This is a genomic window from Mycobacterium sp. Aquia_213 (assembly GCF_026625985.1).
Taxonomy (GTDB): domain Bacteria; phylum Actinomycetota; class Actinomycetes; order Mycobacteriales; family Mycobacteriaceae; genus Mycobacterium.
Map to the genome: position 1 here is coordinate 1107602 of NZ_CP113116.1, position 18769 is coordinate 1126370.

Below are 18769 nucleotides of genomic sequence, written 5' to 3' on the forward strand. Positions count from 1 at the left end.
TGTTAGCACTCTACAGTGCCTGAGTGCTAAAACAGCCATGAAATCCGTCTCATTCCCGGGCCCCACCGGCCGCGCGCAGCGTCACAATCCCGCGCTCCGGGGTGATCACGTGGGTCATCGGCACGTCGTGCGGATCGGCCGGTAACTCGTCGACGAACTCGTCGTCGCGCACCATCGCGATCAGGCAAGCGTGCGGATTCCTGGCGCCCAGCGAGCGGTCGTAGTAGCCGCGGCCCCGGCCCAGTCGCACGCCCCGATGGTCGACGGCCAAGGCCGGCACCACCACCAGGTCGGCATCGGAAACAGCCGACTCCGGTAGCCACGGCTCCGGCGGCTCGAGCAGGCCCCAGCGGCCGCGGACGAGTTCGCCCGGCCGGTACTCGGCCCAGCGCAGCCGCAGCGGGGTGCCATCTGCGGTGGTGCGTGCCACGGGCAACAGCACCCGTCGCGAGTGCTGCAGCAACATGTCCAGCATCGCGACCGAGCCCGGCTCGGTGCCCACCGGAACGTAGGCGCAGACGGTGCTGCCGCTGCTCACCGCCAGCGCGAGCTGTTCGTTGAGCATTCGCGCCTCAGCGGCGCGAACGTCGTCGGCAACAAGACTTCGGGCCGCCAGCACTTGCTCGCGCAATGCGGCCTTGGTCGAAGTTGTCATGCATCAACGATGACAGGATGGGTATTCGGCCTGCCATGCAGCGGTGGCAACCCCTCTGAGCGCTATGGTGTGAACGATGTCGCGGCCAGATGAAGTACCGATCCCGTACACGGCGATCGTTCCCGCCGCCGGTCTGGGCACCCGTTTCCTGCCGGCTACCAAGACGGTGCCCAAGGAGTTGCTGCCCGTCGTCGATACGCCCGGCATCGAGCTGGTCGCTGAGGAAGCGGCCGCGGCCGGCGCCGAGCGGCTGGTCATCATCACTTCCGAGGGCAAGGACGGCGTCGTCGCGCACTTCGTCGAGGACCTGGTGCTGGAGGGCACGCTCGAAGCCCGGGGCAAACAAGCCATGCTGGCCAAGGTGCGTCGCGCGCCGGCGCTGATCAAGGTCGAGTCGGTGGTGCAGGTCGAGCCGCTCGGATTGGGACATGCCATCGGATGCGTGGAGCCGGTGCTGGCGCCCGACGAGGACGCCGTCATGGTGCTGCTGCCCGATGACCTGGTGCTGCCGACCGGCGTGCTGGAGACGATGGCCAAGGTGCGCGCCGAGCACGGCGGTTCGGTGCTGTGCGCCATCGAGGTCACCCCCGAGGAGATCAGTGCCTACGGTGTTTTCGATGTCGAGGCCATCCCCGGTGCCGGCAATTCCGACGTGCTCAAAGTCAACGGCATGGTGGAAAAGCCCAAGGCCGAGGACGCCCCGTCGCTGTATGCGGCGGCCGGCCGGTACGTGCTTGACCGCGCCATCTTCGATGCCCTGCGCCGCATCGACCACGGCGCCGGCGGCGAACTACAGCTCACCGACGCGATCGCGCTGCTGATCAAAGAGGGCCACCCGGTTCACGTCGTGGTGCATCGCGGATCTCGACACGACTTGGGAAATCCCGGCGGCTACCTCAAGGCTGCGGTTGACTTTGCATTGGATCGTGACGACTACGGCCCGGAATTGCGGAAGTGGTTGGTGGCGCGATTGGGCCTGAACGAGCAGTAGCCGGCCGCCATGCCGGGCCCGGTGACGGGCGATCGGGCTGAGGCCCGATACGGCGCCCGTGAGGGTTGACGGCAGAGAGGCGCGGCGAGTGCGTTCGGTTGAGGAGCAGCAAGCCCGGATAACGGCGGCCGCGGTAGCCCCGCGCCCGATACGTGTGGCCATCGCCGAGGCGCAAGGATTGTTGTGCGCCGAAGAAGTGGTGACCGAGCGACCGCTGCCCGGCTTCGATCAGGCCGCGATCGACGGCTATGCGGTTCGCAGCGTCGACGTGCTGGGTATCGGCGAGGTGGGCAGCGACCTTACGCTCGACGAAACCGGCGAGCCGATGGCCGACGTGGACAACCCCGGTGGGCTGGTGCTTCCGGTGATGGGGACCGTCGAGGCCGGTGCCCGCACGCCGAGCCGGTTGCAGCCGCGGCAGGCCGTCCGGGTGCAGACCGGGGCGCCGCTGCCCACGCTGGCCGACGCGGTGCTGCCGTTGCGATGGACGGACGGCGGCACGTCGAAGGTGCGGATTCTGCGCGGGGCACCCTCCGGCGCCTACGTGCGGCGCGCCGGCGACGACGTCCAGCCCGGCGATGTCGCGGTGCGCGCCGGGACGATCATCGGTGCGGCTCAGGTGGGCCTGCTCGCGGCGGTCGGCCGCGAACGGGTGCTGGTGCACCCGCGCCCTCGGGTGTCGATCATGGCGGTGGGCGGCGAGCTGGTCGACATCTCTCGGACCCCGAGCAACGGTCAGGTGTACGACGTCAACTCCTATGCGTTGGCGGCCGCGGCCCGGGATGCCGGCGCGGAGGTCAACCGGGTTGGCATCGTGCCCAACAACGCGGCAGAGCTCGGCGAAATCGTGCACGGCCAGATCAATCGCGCCGAGGTCGTGGTGATCGCCGGCGGGGTGGGCGGCGCGGCCGCCGAGGCGGTGCGGGCGGTGCTGTCCGAACTCGGCGAGATGGAGGTCGTCCGGGTCGCGATGCACCCCGGCTCGGTGCAGGGCTTCGGGCAGCTGGGCCGCGACGGCGTGCCGGTGTTCCTGTTGCCGGCCAACCCGGTCAGCGCGTTGGTGGTCTTCGAGGTGATGGTTCGCCCGCTGATCCGGCTGTCGCTGGGTAAGCGTCAGCCGATGCGCCGCGTCGTGCAGGCTCGCACGCTGTCGCCGATCACGTCGGTGGCCGGCCGCAAGGGTTACCTGCGCGGTCAGCTGATGCGCGACCAGGACAGCGGTGAGTATTTGGTGCAGGCGCTGGGCGGAGCCCCGGGGGCGTCATCGCATTTGCTGGCGACGCTGGCTGAGGCAAACTGTCTAGTTGTGGTTCCCAGTGGGGCCGAACAGATTCGCACAGGTGAGATCGTCGACGTCGCTTTCCTGGCCCAGCGCGGCTGACTCAACTGCGCACGCTCGTGAACCTGTTGCGCTCTAACGCCCGCCATCCCGGTTGGCCCTCGGAGGTCGGGCCGCTGCGGGTCGCGGCCGGAGTGGTCCGGTTGCGCGCGGTGCGGATGCGCGATGGTGCGCAGTGGAGCCGTTTCCGGCTGGCCGACCGGGCGCACCTCGAGCCGTGGGAACCCACGTCCGACGGCGACTGGGCGACCCGGCACACCGTCGCGGCCTGGCCGGCGTTGTGTTCCGGCCTGCGCGCCGAGGCCCGCAATGGCCGCATGCTGCCGTATGTGATCGAGCTCGACGGACGGTTCTGCGGGCAGCTGACCATCGGCAACGTCACCCACGGCGCCTTGCGGTCGGCGTGGATCGGCTACTGGGTGCCGAGCTCGGCGACCGGCGGCGGGGTGGCCACCGGCGCATTGGCGCTGGGTCTGGACCATTGCTTCGGGCCGGTCATGCTGCATCGCGTCGAGGCCACCGTGCGTCCGGAGAACGTCGCGAGTCGGGCCGTGTTGGCCAAGGTCGGCTTCCGGGAGGAGGGCTTGCTGCGGCGTTACCTCGAGGTCGACCGGGCGTGGCGCGACCACCTCCTGATGGCCATCACGGCCGAGGAGGTCTACGGGTCGGTCGCATCGGCGCTGGTCCGCGCCGGACACGCGCGCTGGGCGTAACCGGTCGGCCCGCCTCGCCGAGATTGCCGTCATGGCTGGGTGCCCGCCGTGATCGCTTTCGAGACGGCCATTTTCGCCGCGTGACGACCCACCGCCGTAGGGAAATCGAAATAATTCTGTGGCTAGCGTGACATATGTGGCGTGTGATGCTTGATTGAGGCAAATTACAGGTGTGTAATTGCGCTGGTCAGGTCCCGGCCGCGCTGGTCAACCATCGGCCTCGCGGGGGACCCCGGCCAGAAGGAGCAGGTCATCATGCCAAGCATCCCGCAGTCGTTGTTGTGGATATCGCTCGTGGTGCTCTGGCTGTTCGTCCTGGTACCGATGCTGATCAGCAAACGCGACGCCGTGCGACGCACCAGCGACGTGGCGCTGGCCACCCGGGTGCTCAACGGTGGCGCCGGTTCGCGCCTGCTCAGGCGCAACGGCCCGGCCGCAGGTCACCGCAGCGATCCGGACTGGAAGCCGGAAGACTCGACCGACGAGGAGTTCGACGACGCGGAGCACCGCGACGACCTCGCCGAGCCCGACGACGAACACGATGCCGAGACCGAGGAACTGCGCCCCGCGCGTCCGGTGGTGATGAGGATGCCGGCCGCCGAGCCGGCCGAGCCCGACTACCTGGACGTCGACGTCATCGAAGACTCCGGCGCCCTGCCGGTCGGGGCCAGCGCCGCGGCCACCGAACCCGAACTTGCCCCGGTCGACGAAGACGAGCACGCCGAGGCCGACGAGGATCACCTCGACGACGAGTACGAATATGTCGAGGACTCGTCCGGTTTGGAGCCCGAGGCGGACGACGACGACCCCGGTGTGCGCGAGCGCGTGGTCCCGGCGAGCGCCCAGCGCCGGCGCCGTTTCGACACCAAGACCGCGGCGGCCGTCACCGCCCGCAAGTACGCCTTCCGCAGGAAGGTGCTGATGGTGATGGCGGTCGTGCTGGTCGGCTCCGCGACGGCCGCATTCGAGATCACCCCGACTGCCTGGTGGGTGTGCGGTGTCGCCACCGCGATCACGCTGCTCTACCTGGGCTATCTGCGCCGGCAGACCAGGATCGAAGAGAAGATACGTCGCCGCCGCACGCAGCGGATGTCCCGCGCGCGCTTTGGCGTCGAGAACACCCGCGACCGCGACTACGACGTCGTGCCGTCGCGGCTGCGCCGCCCCGGTGCGGTGGTGCTGGAGATCGACGACGAGGACCCGATTTTCGAGCACCTGGACTACGGGATGCCGCAGCAGAACTTCGGCTGGCCCCGGGACCTGCCGCGCGCCGTCGGCCAGTAGGCCTGTCGGCGCTGGCGCTCTCCCAGAACTGGTAGCCTGCTAGCGGTCAGGGGCTATAGCGCAGTTGGTAGCGCGTCTCGTTCGCATCGAGAAGGTCAGGGGTTCGATTCCCCTTAGCTCCACAACGTTTGAGATCCGTTTTGGCCTTCGGTCGAGGCGGGTCTAGTAGTTGAGGCGGCCACCGTGCGGCGGCGGGTTTGTCCTAACCTTGTCGCGCACTGGATGTTGAGCGATGTCTGATCATCTTGGTACCAACTGATCCACCACGGCGTGCTTTGTCAGGTGCAACGGCACGTAGTTACCGTCGATCCGCAGAGGTGGCCGGGTTGGGCCGCCGACGTAGACCTCCGGCGTTATCGCAGTCCCGGTTTCCAGGACGCAACTTCCCCAGAAATTGATTCGCGTGTAGGCCGGCTCTTCCCACATGTCGACCTTTGGCAATTCCTCAGGTCTCAGCGCCAATACGGGGCACGCTTCGAGGTGTCCAGGCCTCTCGACTAGCGTCGACACAACCGAGCCGTCTGTGCGGCGTCGGGCATTGCACCAGACCGCCTGCGCGTCGGTGATATCGGCTTGCAGCATGACCGCGTTTACTCCAAGCATTTTGTTCGGGTTGGCGTTCGAGCCGTACGCAAGGATGAAAACCCGGCCGGCAAGCTCGACGGCTTCGCCCGTCGCCACGTCTAACCAGCCGCTGTCAACCGGTGTGACCCGATGGACCGAACCGTCGACAAGCCGCCACGAGCATTCGGAGCGCTCCCCCGGGTAGGGCGTTGACGGCCAGTAGTCCGCCGATCGGCAAGTCCAGTGGTCCATCGATCGCTCCCTGCTGTCGTGGTCTCGAGATTGACCACCGCGATGAGCACGCCGTGACGGTGGGCTGTCGCGATCGCTCGGGCAGTGATCGCGCGGGGCATCGCGGAAAACAAATTCATTGCCAGTGTGCATTCGTTGCACGGCTTTGACACTCCCGCCCACGCTGATCGCCAGGCTGGCGCACAGTGCACCGTCGATCTTGCGGTGTGATTGGGCGGAAGTTTGCGCCCGGTGACCCTGCAATTATTCACCGCCGCCATGTCGCTCTACGCCAAGCCAGCGACGCAAGGATGCCTTGGCTCCTATGTGCCGGTGAGCGTTTCGGTGACGATTCGACCAACTGTGGGTTTGGTCAGATAGTGCGTGACATCGTGGGGTTGTGAGCCGTTGTCGACGATGTGGTTGCAGGGCTTGATGGTTGAGTTATCAGCTGGCAGGAACTGGTCGGTGAGGTCGAGGACAGCCGCTACAAGGTCGTCTGCGGCGGCCAGGTTTTCCCAGCGGTTCGCGGCTGGTGGAACTCCTGGAGGCTGCGGCCGCAGCCGATCGTAGACAATACTTCTAAGACCCAACGGCGATCCCAGGGTCATGAGCGTCAACTGATGGTCGCGGGGCAGTGCGGTCTCATAGGCGCGATGAACAGCCTCGTAGGCGACCACCGAGCCTAGCGAGTGGCCGATAACCAGGCGGGTGTCGGGTCCGATCCAGTGCAGCACTTGGTCTTGGGCATAGGTCCGGATCTGATCGTCGGTGAGGTAACGGGTGACTTGGGTCAGCGCCTTCCACACGAATCGGCTGGCCACGGCCATTCCGAAGGGGGCGAACCACCGTACGCGGGCGAGTGCATTCAACGCAGGTCGGCTGAGGCCCGGAGGGAGTCCCTGTGCCTCTTCGCCGACGTTTCCGTTGATGATGTCGAGTTCGTCTTCGGCTTGGAGGCGGTCGTCGGGATCGTCCGCGATACTTACAGCGGCTTCGAGCCACGCCATCGCGAGCTGTTCGGTCAGTTCCTCGACGTCGTTGGGAAGGGGTTCGGTGTCGAGGTTGACATCGTCGTCGCCCATGGCGCCGGGGTCGATGAAGGGGGTGCCGTAATAGGCCATCCGGACGTCTATATTTGAGGTTCCGTTCCGCCAGAGCAGGTCGGCCAGCTCTTGATTGCCGTGCTTGGCTACGCCGTCTGCCAGGGCGGGCAGCCACATTGACTCTTGGACCTTGGCGCCTTTCTGTTCCTGAGCGATGCCGTGCACCAGCACGATAGTGGCCATGGTGTTTCCCGGGGTGTCGAATCTGGGTAGTGGTGTGATCAAATTAACAGCTATGGCGGGCCGGCTGGCACTGATCGTCGGATCGCAATGTAAGTCGCTCCCGAAGTTGTCGTTCGTAAAGGCCTATGCCTGCGATCTCCATCAAGAATTGACGAATGCGGGCTGGGAGTCAGTCGGCACGGGCGATGGGCCACTGCTGAACCCGTCCATCGCTAAGTTGAAGGAAACCATCAAGAGCGCCATTGATGTGGCCAACAAAGCGAAAGCGACGCTGTTGTTCGCGTTCATCGGCCATGGCGAGGCCCACGGGGACCAGAACTTTTACCTGATGGCCATGGATTCGCCGACCGGCTGCCCGGACTCGGAGAACGCGTTACACCTGCCGCAGTTCGTCAACGAACGCCTCAACTACTGCCCCAGTCTGGATGGTGTGGTGTTTTTGGTCGACGCTTGCCAAGCCAAGGCGAGCATTGAAGGGGCGGCGAACCGGTGGACTGGAGTATTGGCCGCCAATCGGGGCCGGATGGAGTTGTTGGTGGCCTCTGGGGCCGGCAGCGCCTACGACGGGTGTTTCACCAAGACAATCCTCAGCACTTTCAGAGCCGGGCGAGACAATGCTGGCGAAAACCTGCTGTGTGCCGAGCTACAGCCCTTTATCAGCGCGACGTGTCGGAGGTCGCAAACCCAATACCTGGCCTATAGCGGCGGGAAGCTCGCCAGCGGGGATCCGGGGTTGTGGCTGGTACCCAACCGTGCCCGCATCCGGGATTGCGTCTTCGGCCGCCCGGCTGCCGGGCTGGTGGATCAGCTCCTCGCCGACGTGATCGCCACAGTCTCAATTGCGAAAAATTGCGAGGTCATCGAGGAGGCGGGGTTTTCGAAGCGGCTGCGGTTAGTAGTGGGTGGCGCGGGGTGCGGTAAGTCGACATTGCTGGCGTTGTTCGTCCGCCCAAAGGTGGCCAAGAGGTTTGGGCTCAAATTCGACGTCGCCGAGAACTACATCAAGGGCGCAGTGTTTCTGGACTCCACCTCGACTGTGGAAACCTTGGCCGCCGAGCTAGCTTCTCAGTTTCAGGTCACGGTACCCGAATTCGCCGGAGCCACCGCGGCGGTGGCCGCCGACCTGTCGCCCGACGACTGTAAGAAACTGGGCGCGTGGGACACGTCGGTGCTGTTGCCGCTGGCGCGCTGTATCGAATCCGGACGCATCCACGTGATCGTTGATGGTTTGGATCAGCCCGAGCCAGGGGCTCGGGAGGTGATCCTGGCTGCCTTGCAGCACCTGACGCACACCGCGACCATAGAGGAGCTGGGTCATGTGCGGGTGATCGCCGGCGTGCGCGGGGGGGAAGGCATCGACACGCGAGATGAACTCGCCCATGCCCACCGCGTCGACGTGTTGGCACCCGCGTTGTCGGAGATTGCCCGGGCCGCGACCACCGAGCTGCAAGCGGCACTGCTGGAGGCAGACCCTGCCGCGCCTGTTGGCCACCCTGCCGCGGGTGGCTGGTTGATCCCCCGGCTCCTCCGCGAATCCGCCGACAAAATTCGTAACTCAACCGGGTTCGGGAATCTCACCGAATTGGTCACCGCCCGAATTGAACTCGCATTGCACGGCGACACCACCGGCACAGCGGGGAAGCTACTGAGTCTGATCGCGGCGGCCGGGGTTGGGCCGGTGCTGCCGATCCGGCTACTGGCGGCCGCCCTCGGCGACCCTGGCACACCGGCGCGTCTCGGGCTCGTCCGCGACGATGTCGTGACGAGGTTCGGGGCGTTGATTAGCCGCGGTCAGCCCGGAATAGATCAAGAAACCCTCGGCATTGCCCATCTCGCTCTGCTCGAACCTATCGTCGACTACTTGAACAGTCATCAGCACGGCATTGCCGAGGCCCACCGAGAGCTCATCGAGGCGTACCAGCGCTGCTCGCAGACCGCTGGGCGGTCAGACGCGGAGGAGGCCAGAGACGATGTGGATGCTTACTGGAGAGCCGCTGCGCCGCGTCACTATCTCGGTAGTGCAGACTCCAGTGGGGCCATTGCGTTTCTGAGGTCCCTCAATACCCCGCGGGCGGCCGACAACCGCGACCGATGGGCCGGCTGGCTACCCGCCCTCACCTCGGCCGTCGGTGCCGATAACCCGGACACTCTGATCACCCGCCAAAATCTCGCTCGCTGGCGGGGGGAAGCTGGGGATGTGGCCGGCGCGGTTGCTGACTACCAGATGCTACTGGCCGACGAGGTGAGGGTGCTGGACGGGGATGACCACGCCCTGCTGATTACCCGCGGATCTCTGGCGTTCTGGCGTGGGGAGGCTGGCGATGTGGCTGGCGCGGTCGCCGAGTACCGGATGTTATTGGCCGACCACCTGCGTGTACTGGGCCACGATCACCCGGACACCTTGCGCGCCCGGCTCAATCTGGCGGCTTGGCGGGGTGAGGCGGGGGATGCGGCTGGTGCGCTCGCCGAGTTGGAGCTGTTGCTGCCTGACGTGTTGCGGGTGCTGGGTGTCGATCACCCCGACACGCTGATCACCAGGCTCAATCTGGCGGCATGGCGGGGTGAGGCGGGGGATGCGGCCGGTGCGCTCGCCGAGTTGGAGCTGTTGCTGCCTGACGTGTTGCGGGTGCTGGGTGTCGATCACCCCGACACGCTGATCACCCGCCGCAATCTGGGGCGCTGGAGGGGGGATTCGGGGGATGCGGCCGGTGCGCTGGCGGAGTTTGAGGCGTTGCTGCCCGACGTGTTGCGGGTGCTGGGTGCCGATCACCCCGACACCCTGAGAACGCGCCGCAATCTAGCGCGCTGGCGGGGTGAGGCGGGGGATGCGGCTGGTGCGCTGGCGGAGTTGGAGACGTTGCTGCCCGACGCGTTGCGGGTGCTGGTTGGTGACCACCCCGAAACCCTGAGGGTCCACCGATATATTGGGTTCTGGCGGGGTGAGGCGGGGGATGCGGCTGGTGCGCTGGCGGAGTTGGAGGCGTTGCTGCCTGACGCGTTGCGGGTGCTGGGTGCCGATCACCCCGAAACCCTGAGGGTCCACCGATATATTGGGTTCTGGCGGGGTGAGGCGGGGGATGCGGCTGGTGCGCTGGCGGAGTTGGAGGCGTTGCTGCCTGATGTGTTGCGGGTGCTGGGTGCCGATCACCCCGACACGCTGATCACCCGCCGCAATCTGGCGCTCTGGCGCGGCGAGGCGGGGGATGCGGCTGGTGCGCTGGCTGACTTGGAGGCGTTGCTGCCTGATGTGTTGCGGGTGCTGGGTGCCGATCACCCCGACACCCTGAGAACGCGCCGCAATCTGGCGCTCTGGCGCGGCCAGTCCGGGGATGCGGCCGGTGCGCTGGCCGAGTTTCAGGGGTTGCTGCCTGACGTGTTGCGGGTGCTGGGTGTTGATCACCCCGAAGCCTTGATCACCCGCCGCAATCTAGGGCGCTGGAGGGGGGATTCGGGGGATGCGGCCGGTGCGCTGGCGGAGTTTGAGGCGTTGCTGCCTGACGAGTTGCGGGTGCTGGGTGTTGATCACCCCGAAGCCTTGATCACCCGCCGCAATCTGGCGCGCTGGAGGGGGGATTCGGGGGATGCGGCCGGTGCGCTGGCGGAGTTTGAGGCGTTGCTGCCTGACGAGTTGCGGGTGCTGGGTGTTGATCACCCCGAAGCCCTGATCACCCGCCGCAATCTGGCGCGCTGGCGCGGCGAGGCGGCGGATGCGGCCGGTGCGCTGGCTGACTTGGAGGCGTTGCTGCCTGACGTGTTGCGGGTGTTGGGTGTTGATCACCCCGAAACCCTGAGAATCCGGCGTTATCTGGGGTTCTGGCGGGGAGATTCGGGGGATGCGGCTGGTGCGCTGGCTGACTTGGAGGCGTTGCTGCCTGACGTGTTGCGGGTGTTGGGTGTTGATCACCCCGAAACCCTGAGAATCCGGCGTTATCTGGGGTTTTGCCGGGGAGATTCGGGGGATGCGGCTGGTGCGCTGGCAGAGTTGGAGACGTTATTGCCTGACGTGTTGCGGGTGCTAGGGGCCGATCACCCCGACACCCTGGTCTCCCGCCGCAACCTTGCGCTCTGGCGCGGCCAGTCCGGGGATGCGGCCGGTGCAGTGGCCGAGTTTCAGGCGTTGCTGCCTGACGTGTTGCGGGTGCTGGGTGCCGATCACCCCGACACCCTCAAAACCCGCAATCTGGCGCGCCGGAGCCGTGGCGAGTGCGGGGATGCGGCCGTCGACGGGTAGCAAACCAACAATGTCGAAACTGCTGACCGTGGAACAACCGTCGGTGGAGTAAAACGTCATGCCGAACACCCGTTGTGCATCCCTCGACGTGGGCAATTCGGTAAGTTATAGACGCGCCCGAAAGGGTTCGATTCCCCTTAGCTCCACAACGTTTGAACTGGTCAGACGACCTTGTTGCCGAACCCGACGTGGCTGCGAATCAGGGGGAGAGTTGCCGCGGTGGCGAAGCCTGCGGGGGCTGCGCAGATCGCCGGTACGGCATTGAGCACCTGCATGCCGGTCGCCACACTCGCCGAGCGGACGTGCTCTTCCATGCTCGCGGCGCGGGTGAAACTCGCGAGGCAAAAGAAATGTGTCCGCATCGATGGGTCGCCCTCGATCGTCAGCGTCCAACCGTCCTGGGGCTTGGGCCAATGGCTCGGGTACTCGCCGCCGACGGTCCACAGCGTCTCGATCTCGACGAGCACCTCGCCGTCGCGCCGACCTGACCAATTCCACCGTTGCCCCGCAGTGGTTCCCGCACGCAGCACATGGTCGAAGATCTGATGATCCTCTCGCGCGGGGACCGCCTCGACGGTCGCGGTGACCTCATCGATGTCGGCGTTCAGTGCGTCCGCGAGAAACCAGACCTGTTCGGTGAAGATCCCACTGTTGAAGGCCAGGAACTCGCTGGCCGTTGTGTTGATCTCCTCGACCGGTTGCCCAAAGCGCATGTTGTCGAACGTGATCGACGTGCTTTCGTAGACCGACCAGTCGGCGCGTTCCTGCAGCGTGACCTTGTCGATGGTGCGGCACATGCCCGAGAGGGCGAGCGGCAGGGTGCCGGAGAGGTTCCCGGGGTTCAACCCGTTGCCGTGAACCGTGGTGCCGCCGGCCCGACAAGCCTCGAGCACCCGGTCGCGGTCGGCCGGTGCGATACGGCGCGGATGGAACAGGAACGCGGTCGTCGCAACGTTTTTCCCGCTGGTGAGCAGGGTGCATACCTCGTCGAGGTTGGTGTTGCGCGGGGTGTAGAGCACACAGTCCGCATCGAGTTCCACGATCTTGTCGGCATCGGTGGTCGAGATGACGCCGATCGGGTCGCGACCCACCAGGGTGCCGACATCAACGCCGTTCTTTGAGTCGGAATACACTCGGGCGCCGACGATCTCGATGTCGGGCCGGTGGTCGATGATGGCCGTGACCATCTCGGTACCTACCGTTCCGATGCCCCACGCGACGACGCGGAGCCGCGGTATATCGCCATCTTTGGTCACGGCTCCTCCTGACACAGACATCTGGGGTGGCCTTCATTGTGGCCCACTGCTGCGTGACCGAAACAGCCAGTGGCCGACGAAACAGTGGGATGCCGAAGGCGAAGGCAAGAGTCACCGACGGGCGGCGAGGAAACCTGTTATTTCCCTGGGCAACTCATTCATGGCTGGGTGGTAGGCGGTCTCGTGAGCACGTCGGCGACTTGCGCGCGCAACAGATCGCGCCGAAGTTTGGCGGTCGCAGTCTTGGGCAGCTCGGCCATCATCACGAAGGCGCGAGGTCGTTTGAAGGCGGCCAGCCCGTCGCGGCACCAGGCGACAAGGGATTCGGCGTCGGCGTTGCGCCCGGGCCGCGCCACGATGCACGCGACGGGCTTTTCCAAACCGGATTCGTCGGCGGCAGCGACGACGGCCGCCTCGACGACATCGGGATGCTGCAGCAACCGCTCCTCGACTTCTGCCGGCGACACCCAGATGCCGCCGGCTTTGAGCATGTCGCTGGAGCGGCCGAGCCAGCTGTACGTGCCGTCGGCGTTGCGCACGACGGCATCGCCGGTGCGCAGCCAACCAGCCTGAAACACCTGCCGGGTGGCATCGGCGCGGTTCCAGTAACCCGAGGCGATTGACCCGCCCCTGACATGCAGCATCCCGCGCGCCCCCACCGCGTCGACGACGGCTCCGGAGTCGTCACGCAGCTGCACTTCATAGCCGGGCACCGGAACCCCGGCCGATCCGGGCCGCGCCTGGCCCGGGCGGTTCGAGAGGAAGATGTGCAGCGCCTCGGTCGAGCCGACGCCGTCCAGCACCTCGACTCCGAACCGGTCCCGAAACCGCTCGAACAGCACCGGGGTGAGCGCTTCGCCCGCCGAAACACCCTGTCGCACCGACCCAAACGTGTCCTCGGGTAAATCACTGGCCAGCAGCGACGAGTAGAACGTGGGAACCGCGAAAAACAGCGTCGGGCGCTCGGCTCGTATTCGGTGCGCGATAACAGCCGGGGTCGGACGAGCCCGCTCCAAGACCGTGGTGGCCCCGACCGATAGCGGCAAGAAACACGAATTGCCGAGACCGTAGGCGAAAAACAGCTTGGCGACCGACAGGCACCGGTCTTCTGGCACGACGCCCAGCACCCGGGCGCCGTAGCTTTCGGCGACACTGCGGATACTGCCGTGCCGGTGAATGGCGGCTTTGGGCGCGCCGGTGGTGCCCGACGTATAGAGCCACAGCGCGGGCGTCTCGTCGCGCGTGTCGCACGTCGCGGCGACCGGATCGGCCGACGTGAGAGAGTCCCAGCGGTGCACGGCGACGTGGGGGAGCCCGTCGATTTCGGGCTGACCGTCGAAGACCACGTCGGTGACAGCACGGGCCGTGGTGGTGGCCGCCACAATCGCGGCGGCGAACTCCGTTGAACCGCAGACTATTCGAGCGCCCGAATCGGCGACTAGCTTGCCCAGCTCCGGTCCGGACAGCATGGTGGAAACCGGGACAGCGACGGCGCCCAGATACATCGCTGCCAGGATGCCGGTCAGCAGTTCGACGTCGTCGGCCATGCACAGCATGACCCGGTCTTCGCGGCGCACGCCCAGATTCTGCAGCCCACCGGCGACGCGATGTAGCTCCTCGGCCAGGTCCTGGTAGCTCAGCGTGCGGGTCGAACTGACGACCGCGGTGCGCTCGCCGCGACCTTCGCGCAGGTGCCGATCGACGAGATAATCCGCGGCATTGAAGCGCGAACGGTCGGGGGCGATAGCAGTGCCCGCAGCCGAATGTTCAGGAAAGGTAGACATATTCGAAATCGAACGGCTTGTCGTTGATGCCCTGGGTCGGTGGCGCGACCCAGCTGGCGATTTTGCCGGGCTCATACACGGGCCGCATCAGCGAGCGCACGAACCAGAGATCTTCGTTGGTGGGCAACCAGTTCGACTTCTGTTCCTCCCACCAGGAGCTCTCCACAATGCTGCCGGTCGGGGTGATGTGGTGATCGGCGTAGGCGCCGACCGCGCGGTTGAAACCGACATGGGGCAGCGCGAATCGGTAGTCGACGCCGTTGTCGGCGAGGATCTTGTTCCACCGCTTGACTCCGCTGTGGCAATCGCTGGTGTACTCGCTGCGCAGGTCCAGATTCAAGGCCAGCAGCGCCGGTAACTCGTCGGTGTCCCACGTTCCCTCGGCCGTGGGCCTGCCGAGCTCAGACCGGTCGTCGACGAGCAGATGATCGTCGGCCCGTCGCTCTTCTTGCCAGCGTCCTTTCAACCCGACGGTGAAGTAATTGGCTGCGTTGGTAGAGGTTTCGCTGCCGAACAGATCCAGCGAGACGCTGTAGTGAAAGTTGATGTACTTCTGGATGATCTCGAGGGGAATGCCGCCGAAGGGCCCGATGTCGCCGGTGTCATGCTCGCGCATCAGCTGGGCGCTGCGAGCAACCACGCGATCCACGCCGGTGGTGCCGACGAACATGTGGTGCGCCTCTTCCTTGAGCATGAATTCGCAGGTGCGGGAGAGCGGATCGAATGCGCTTTCCTTCAGCGTGCCGAGCTGGTATTTGCCGTCGCGGTCGGTGAAGTAGGTGAACATGTAGAACGCGAGCCAGTCGGCGGTCGACTCGTTGAACGCTCCCAGGATGCGCGGAGAGTCCGGGCTGCCGGAATTGCGGCAGAGCAGCGCCTCGGCTTCCTCGCGGCCCTCCCTGCCGAAGTAGGCGTGCAGGAGGTACACCATGGCCCACAGGTGCCGGCCCTCTTCGACGTTGACCTGGAACAGGTTTCGCAGGTCATACAACGAGGGCGCGGTCAGGCCGAGGAGCCGTTGCTGCTCCACCGAGGCCGGCTCGGTGTCGCCCTGCACCACGATCAGGCGCTGCAGATCGGCGCGGTGTTCGCCGGGCACCTGCTGCCAGACCGGCTCACCCTTGTGTTCGCCGAACGCGATGCGACGATCGGTCTTCGGTTCGGCAAGAAAGATGCCCCACCGGTAGTCGGGGAGACTGACGTGATCGAAGTGGGCCCAACCCTCGCGACCCACGGCCACCGCGGTGCGCAGGTACACACCGTGGGTTTGCACCGCCGGACCCATCTCGCCCCACCAATTGAGGAATTTGGGCTGCCATCCCTCCAGGGCTCGTTGCAGCCGGCGGTCCGAGGACAGGTCGACGTTGTTGGGGATCTTGTCTTCGTAGTTGATCGATGTGGTCACGACGTTATACCCGCTTCGTGTCGAAGTTGGCCGATTTGCCGGTGCCGTATCGGCGTAGCGCCCCTTCGGGCCCGGAAGCATTGGGCCGCAGAAAGATCCAGTTCTGCCAGGCCGATAGCCGGCCGAAGATCTTGGTCTCGACTGTTTCCGGGCCGACGAAGCGGTGATTGGCCTCCATGCCGGTGCAGGCGTCCGGTGACAGCGCCGCGCGCCCCTCCACGACGAGTCGGATTTCATCCTGCCAGTCGATGTCGTCGGGGGCGGCGGTGACCAGCCCCAGATCGGCGGCGCGGCGCGCGGTCAGTTCGACATCCATTGCTGTGTCGCACAACAGGTTTAAGTGGTCGCCGTGGCCGTAGAAGCGCGATTCCAGGCGTCCCAGGCCGTTGCCCATCGGAAAGACCCCGAAGTTGGCGGCCGTTAGCCGGATGCTTGCGCGCGCCTCGCTGTCCTCGTTGTCGAGCGGTGGGCCGTCGAGGATGTACTGGCGGTCGCAGGCCAGGGCCAGCTCGGCCAGCATCCCGGTGTAAGCGCTGCCCGGTTCGATCAGGGCGATGAGGCTGCGGCTGGTCACGTCGAGGCGCTTGAGCACCCGCTTGTAGTACTGCACGATTTCGTTGGCGAGCCAATGGTTTCCGGCATTGTGTAGGAGCAGACGTTCGTAGCCGTCGACCGTGGCCATATCGCCCCGGGTCTGCAACAGCCAGATGCCGATGTTGGTTTCGTTGGTCCGCAGCCGCAGGATGAGATCGTCGAGCTGACGGGTCAGCGCCAGGGGCCAGAACGCGGCTCCCTGCGCGGCGGCTTCGTCGAAGTCGGCGGGCGCGGGCTGCGTCGGGCCATGGAGCGTGATGGTGGCTGTGGAATTCGTCCGATCAATCGCGACGGTGACGTAGTCGTAAATGATCCTGTCGGAATTGATCTCGCGTTTCAGCGCGACGAGTTCGATGCCCCGGGCATCTGACGGGCGGGCTGAGCGCGCGGCGAGTTCGGTGGCGCGGCGGCGGACCGCATCATCGAATTGGCGCGGCGTCGCGAGCTCGTCGACCAGCCCCCACTGCGCGGCCGTCTTGCCACGCACGCCGTCGGAGCGGGTGGCGAACACGTCTGCGAGATCCTTGCGCACCCGGCGCTTGTCGACGACGCGGATGAGTCCCCCGGTGCCGGGCAGCACACCCAGCAGCGGCACTTCCGGTAGCGACACCGCCGACGAGTTGTCGTCCACCAGCAGGATGTGGTCACAGGCGAGGGCAAGTTCGTAGCCGCCGCCCGCGCAGGAACCGTTGACCGCGGCCAGGTATGTCTGCCCCGAGTTCTCGGTGGCGTCCTCGATGCCGTTGCGCGTTTCGTTGGTGAACTTGCAGAAGTTCACTTTCCATTCGTGGGTCGAGGCCGCGAGCATCTGGATGTTGGCGCCCGCGCAGAACACCTTCTCTTTGCCGCTGGTCAGGATTACCGTCTTGACCTCTGGGTGCTCGAATCGCAGTCGCTGCGTTGCGTCGTAGAGCTCGATGTCGACACCGAGGTCATACGAGTTGAGCTTCAGCTCGTAGCCGGGCATCAACCCGCCGTCCTCGGCTACGTCCAGCACCAGCCACGCCACCTCGCCGTCGAGGTGCAGGGTCCAATGCCGGTATCGGCCGGGCTCGGTGTCGAACGAGACGACGGCCGCCGAGGGCGCGTCGACGTCCGTCGCGGAGACGCGGGCGTGGTGTCCGACATCGATGTCGACCGCCATCGGTCCTCCTAAAGGTGGGAGCCGCATGCAGTCTCAATATATGACAATAGTTATGCGTATCGCAAACATTATGTAGAAGAAGAGCAGCGAACCTACTCGGCCTCCGCGGCGAATTCGTGCCACCGGCGCTGGGCGCGGTCGTGCCAACGCTGGTGCTGATCCCGAAAAAGCCGGGCCGCCGGTGTCCCGCTCCACTGCGATGGCAGCAATTCACGGGGCAGCTGGGGATCAAGGAACGGAAATCGCCGCCACTCGTGCACGAGCCTAATCTGCGCGACGAACACGTCGTCGGGCGTCGTTGGTTTGAGCCCGCGGAACTCGGTGATGAATTCCTGGTAGCAGCAATCGATTTCGGCCAGATCCCACGCGGAATTGACCATGTCGCGTTCGCTGCCCAGTGCACCGTATTCGGCGACAAAGGACAATGCCTTGCTCGACAACTCCAGGTTGTCGAGGATGTCCTTGGCTTCCGCGGCGACGGCTGTCCTCGGCGAGATCCAGACGCCCGGTGACGGCGAGCCGAAGCCGGCCCAGCTCAGTTGCGCGCGCAGCTTGTGGCGTAGGACGCGCATCGATTCGGGTATCGAGACCAGCACCACGAACCAGTGGCCGTCCCAGGACGGCTCGTCGGATCCGAAGGTATAGATGCGGTGGGCACCTTCCGCGAGGAGCCGCCGCCCGGCATCGGTGAGCAACCAGCGCGTCCGCCGGCCGACCCGCTCCGAAGACAGCCATCCCTCGGCTGCGGTGCGGGCCAGCGCCTGACGCGCCGAACCCTCTTCAATGCCCAACGTGGTCAGTGCGTGTACCAGGGTGGCGGTCCAGACGTGTTGGCCGGTCGGCTGCACGAATTCACCAAGGATCGTCATGAGCAGCGAGCGGGTGCTCGGGTCACCGACTTGATGGCGCCGACTCACGGAGGGAATCACCGCGGGGCGCTCGTCGGTTCCGCCACCGCGCCGCGACACTCCCGCCACGTCGTCCTCCCTAGGGCCAAGCATGCGAACCTCAAGCTTCTCATTGTCGCGGCGACCACCGCCGATGTCGTAGTCGTGGCGGCGCGCCGGTGGGGCCTAGGATCCCTATATGAGTAGGGCTTTCGTCGTCACATTCGCGGTCGGGCTGCTCGTTGCGGCATTCGGACTGATCTGGGCACTGCAGGGATTCGGGGTGCTGGGTGGTAGCCCGATGAGCAACACCACAACCTGGTCGATCATCGGTCCGATCACGGTGGTGATCGGCATCGCGATCGCGGTATTCAGTTGGCGCAAACTCTCGTCGAAATAGTC

At 65.8% G+C, this 18769-nt stretch carries 14 protein-coding genes and 1 tRNA gene; 7 read left to right on the forward strand and 8 right to left on the reverse strand.

Annotated features, from left to right (window positions below; genetic code table 11):
* Positions 1-49: 49 nt before the first annotated feature.
* Positions 50-655, reverse strand: coding sequence for a 5-formyltetrahydrofolate cyclo-ligase (locus tag LMQ14_RS05380; RefSeq protein ID WP_267733773.1), 606 nt, complete (start codon positions 653-655; stop codon positions 50-52).
* Between the two features lie 76 nt (positions 656-731).
* On the opposite strand from LMQ14_RS05380, the gene LMQ14_RS05385 reads away from it, so the two are divergent.
* The 5 genes from LMQ14_RS05385 to LMQ14_RS05405 all read left to right on the forward strand — a co-directional run bounded on the left by LMQ14_RS05385 (position 732) and on the right by LMQ14_RS05405 (position 5104).
* Complete coding sequence (locus LMQ14_RS05385; RefSeq protein WP_267733774.1) at positions 732-1646, forward strand: UTP--glucose-1-phosphate uridylyltransferase; 915 nt, start codon at positions 732-734, stop codon at positions 1644-1646.
* Between the two features lie 88 nt (positions 1647-1734).
* The gene (gene glp / locus LMQ14_RS05390; protein ID WP_267733775.1) at positions 1735-3027 is read left to right on the forward strand and encodes a gephyrin-like molybdotransferase Glp; all 1293 of its coding nucleotides are present in this window, start codon (positions 1735-1737) and stop codon (positions 3025-3027) included.
* Positions 3028-3044: 17 nt separating this feature from the next.
* The gene (locus LMQ14_RS05395) at positions 3045-3698 is read left to right on the forward strand and encodes a GNAT family N-acetyltransferase (protein WP_267733776.1); all 654 of its coding nucleotides are present in this window, start codon (positions 3045-3047) and stop codon (positions 3696-3698) included.
* 255 nt (positions 3699-3953) lie between these two features.
* Positions 3954-4982 carry a gephyrin-like molybdotransferase receptor GlpR gene (gene glpR / locus LMQ14_RS05400; RefSeq protein ID WP_267733777.1) on the forward strand — a complete coding sequence of 343 codons (1029 nt, stop codon included), beginning with the start codon at positions 3954-3956 and terminating at the stop codon, positions 4980-4982.
* A gap of 49 nt (positions 4983-5031) precedes the next feature.
* Positions 5032-5104, forward strand: a tRNA-Ala gene (locus tag LMQ14_RS05405).
* Between the two features lie 118 nt (positions 5105-5222).
* On the opposite strand, the gene LMQ14_RS05410 is transcribed toward LMQ14_RS05405, so the two are convergent.
* Complete coding sequence (locus LMQ14_RS05410) at positions 5223-5798, reverse strand: hypothetical protein (protein ID WP_267733778.1); 576 nt, start codon at positions 5796-5798, stop codon at positions 5223-5225.
* 302 nt (positions 5799-6100) lie between these two features.
* On the reverse strand, positions 6101-7066 hold the full coding sequence (locus LMQ14_RS05415; protein WP_267733779.1) for a hypothetical protein: 966 nt from the start codon (positions 7064-7066) through the stop codon (positions 6101-6103).
* Between the two features lie 52 nt (positions 7067-7118).
* On the opposite strand from LMQ14_RS05415, the gene LMQ14_RS05420 reads away from it, so the two are divergent.
* The gene (locus LMQ14_RS05420; protein ID WP_267733780.1) at positions 7119-11297 is read left to right on the forward strand and encodes a tetratricopeptide repeat protein; all 4179 of its coding nucleotides are present in this window, start codon (positions 7119-7121) and stop codon (positions 11295-11297) included.
* Positions 11298-11458: 161 nt separating this feature from the next.
* Here the strand turns inward: LMQ14_RS05420 and LMQ14_RS05425 are convergent, their stop codons facing one another.
* The 5 genes from LMQ14_RS05425 to LMQ14_RS05445 form a co-directional block, all read right to left on the reverse strand.
* Positions 11459-12484 (reverse strand): dihydrodipicolinate reductase, encoded by a 1026-nt coding sequence (locus LMQ14_RS05425; RefSeq protein ID WP_267735361.1) that lies wholly within the window; start codon positions 12482-12484, stop codon positions 11459-11461.
* A gap of 227 nt (positions 12485-12711) precedes the next feature.
* Positions 12712-14337 (reverse strand): benzoate-CoA ligase family protein, encoded by a 1626-nt coding sequence (locus tag LMQ14_RS05430; protein ID WP_267733781.1) that lies wholly within the window; start codon positions 14335-14337, stop codon positions 12712-12714.
* Positions 14321-15742, reverse strand: coding sequence for a benzoyl-CoA 2,3-epoxidase subunit BoxB (boxB, locus tag LMQ14_RS05435; RefSeq protein WP_267733782.1), 1422 nt, complete (start codon positions 15740-15742; stop codon positions 14321-14323). Before boxB ends, LMQ14_RS05430 begins: the two co-directional genes overlap by 17 nt.
* Before the next feature lie 4 nt (positions 15743-15746).
* Complete coding sequence (gene boxC / locus LMQ14_RS05440) at positions 15747-17480, reverse strand: 2,3-epoxybenzoyl-CoA dihydrolase (protein WP_267733783.1); 1734 nt, start codon at positions 17478-17480, stop codon at positions 15747-15749.
* 92 nt (positions 17481-17572) lie between these two features.
* A complete protein-coding gene (locus LMQ14_RS05445; protein WP_267733784.1) occupies positions 17573-18457 on the reverse strand; it encodes a PaaX family transcriptional regulator C-terminal domain-containing protein in 885 nt (294 codons plus the stop codon).
* Positions 18458-18566: 109 nt separating this feature from the next.
* Between LMQ14_RS05445 and LMQ14_RS05450 the strand changes: the two genes are divergently transcribed.
* Positions 18567-18767, forward strand: a complete 201-nt coding sequence (locus LMQ14_RS05450; RefSeq protein ID WP_267733785.1) for a hypothetical protein — start codon at positions 18567-18569, stop codon at positions 18765-18767.
* Positions 18768-18769 lie beyond the last annotated feature (2 nt).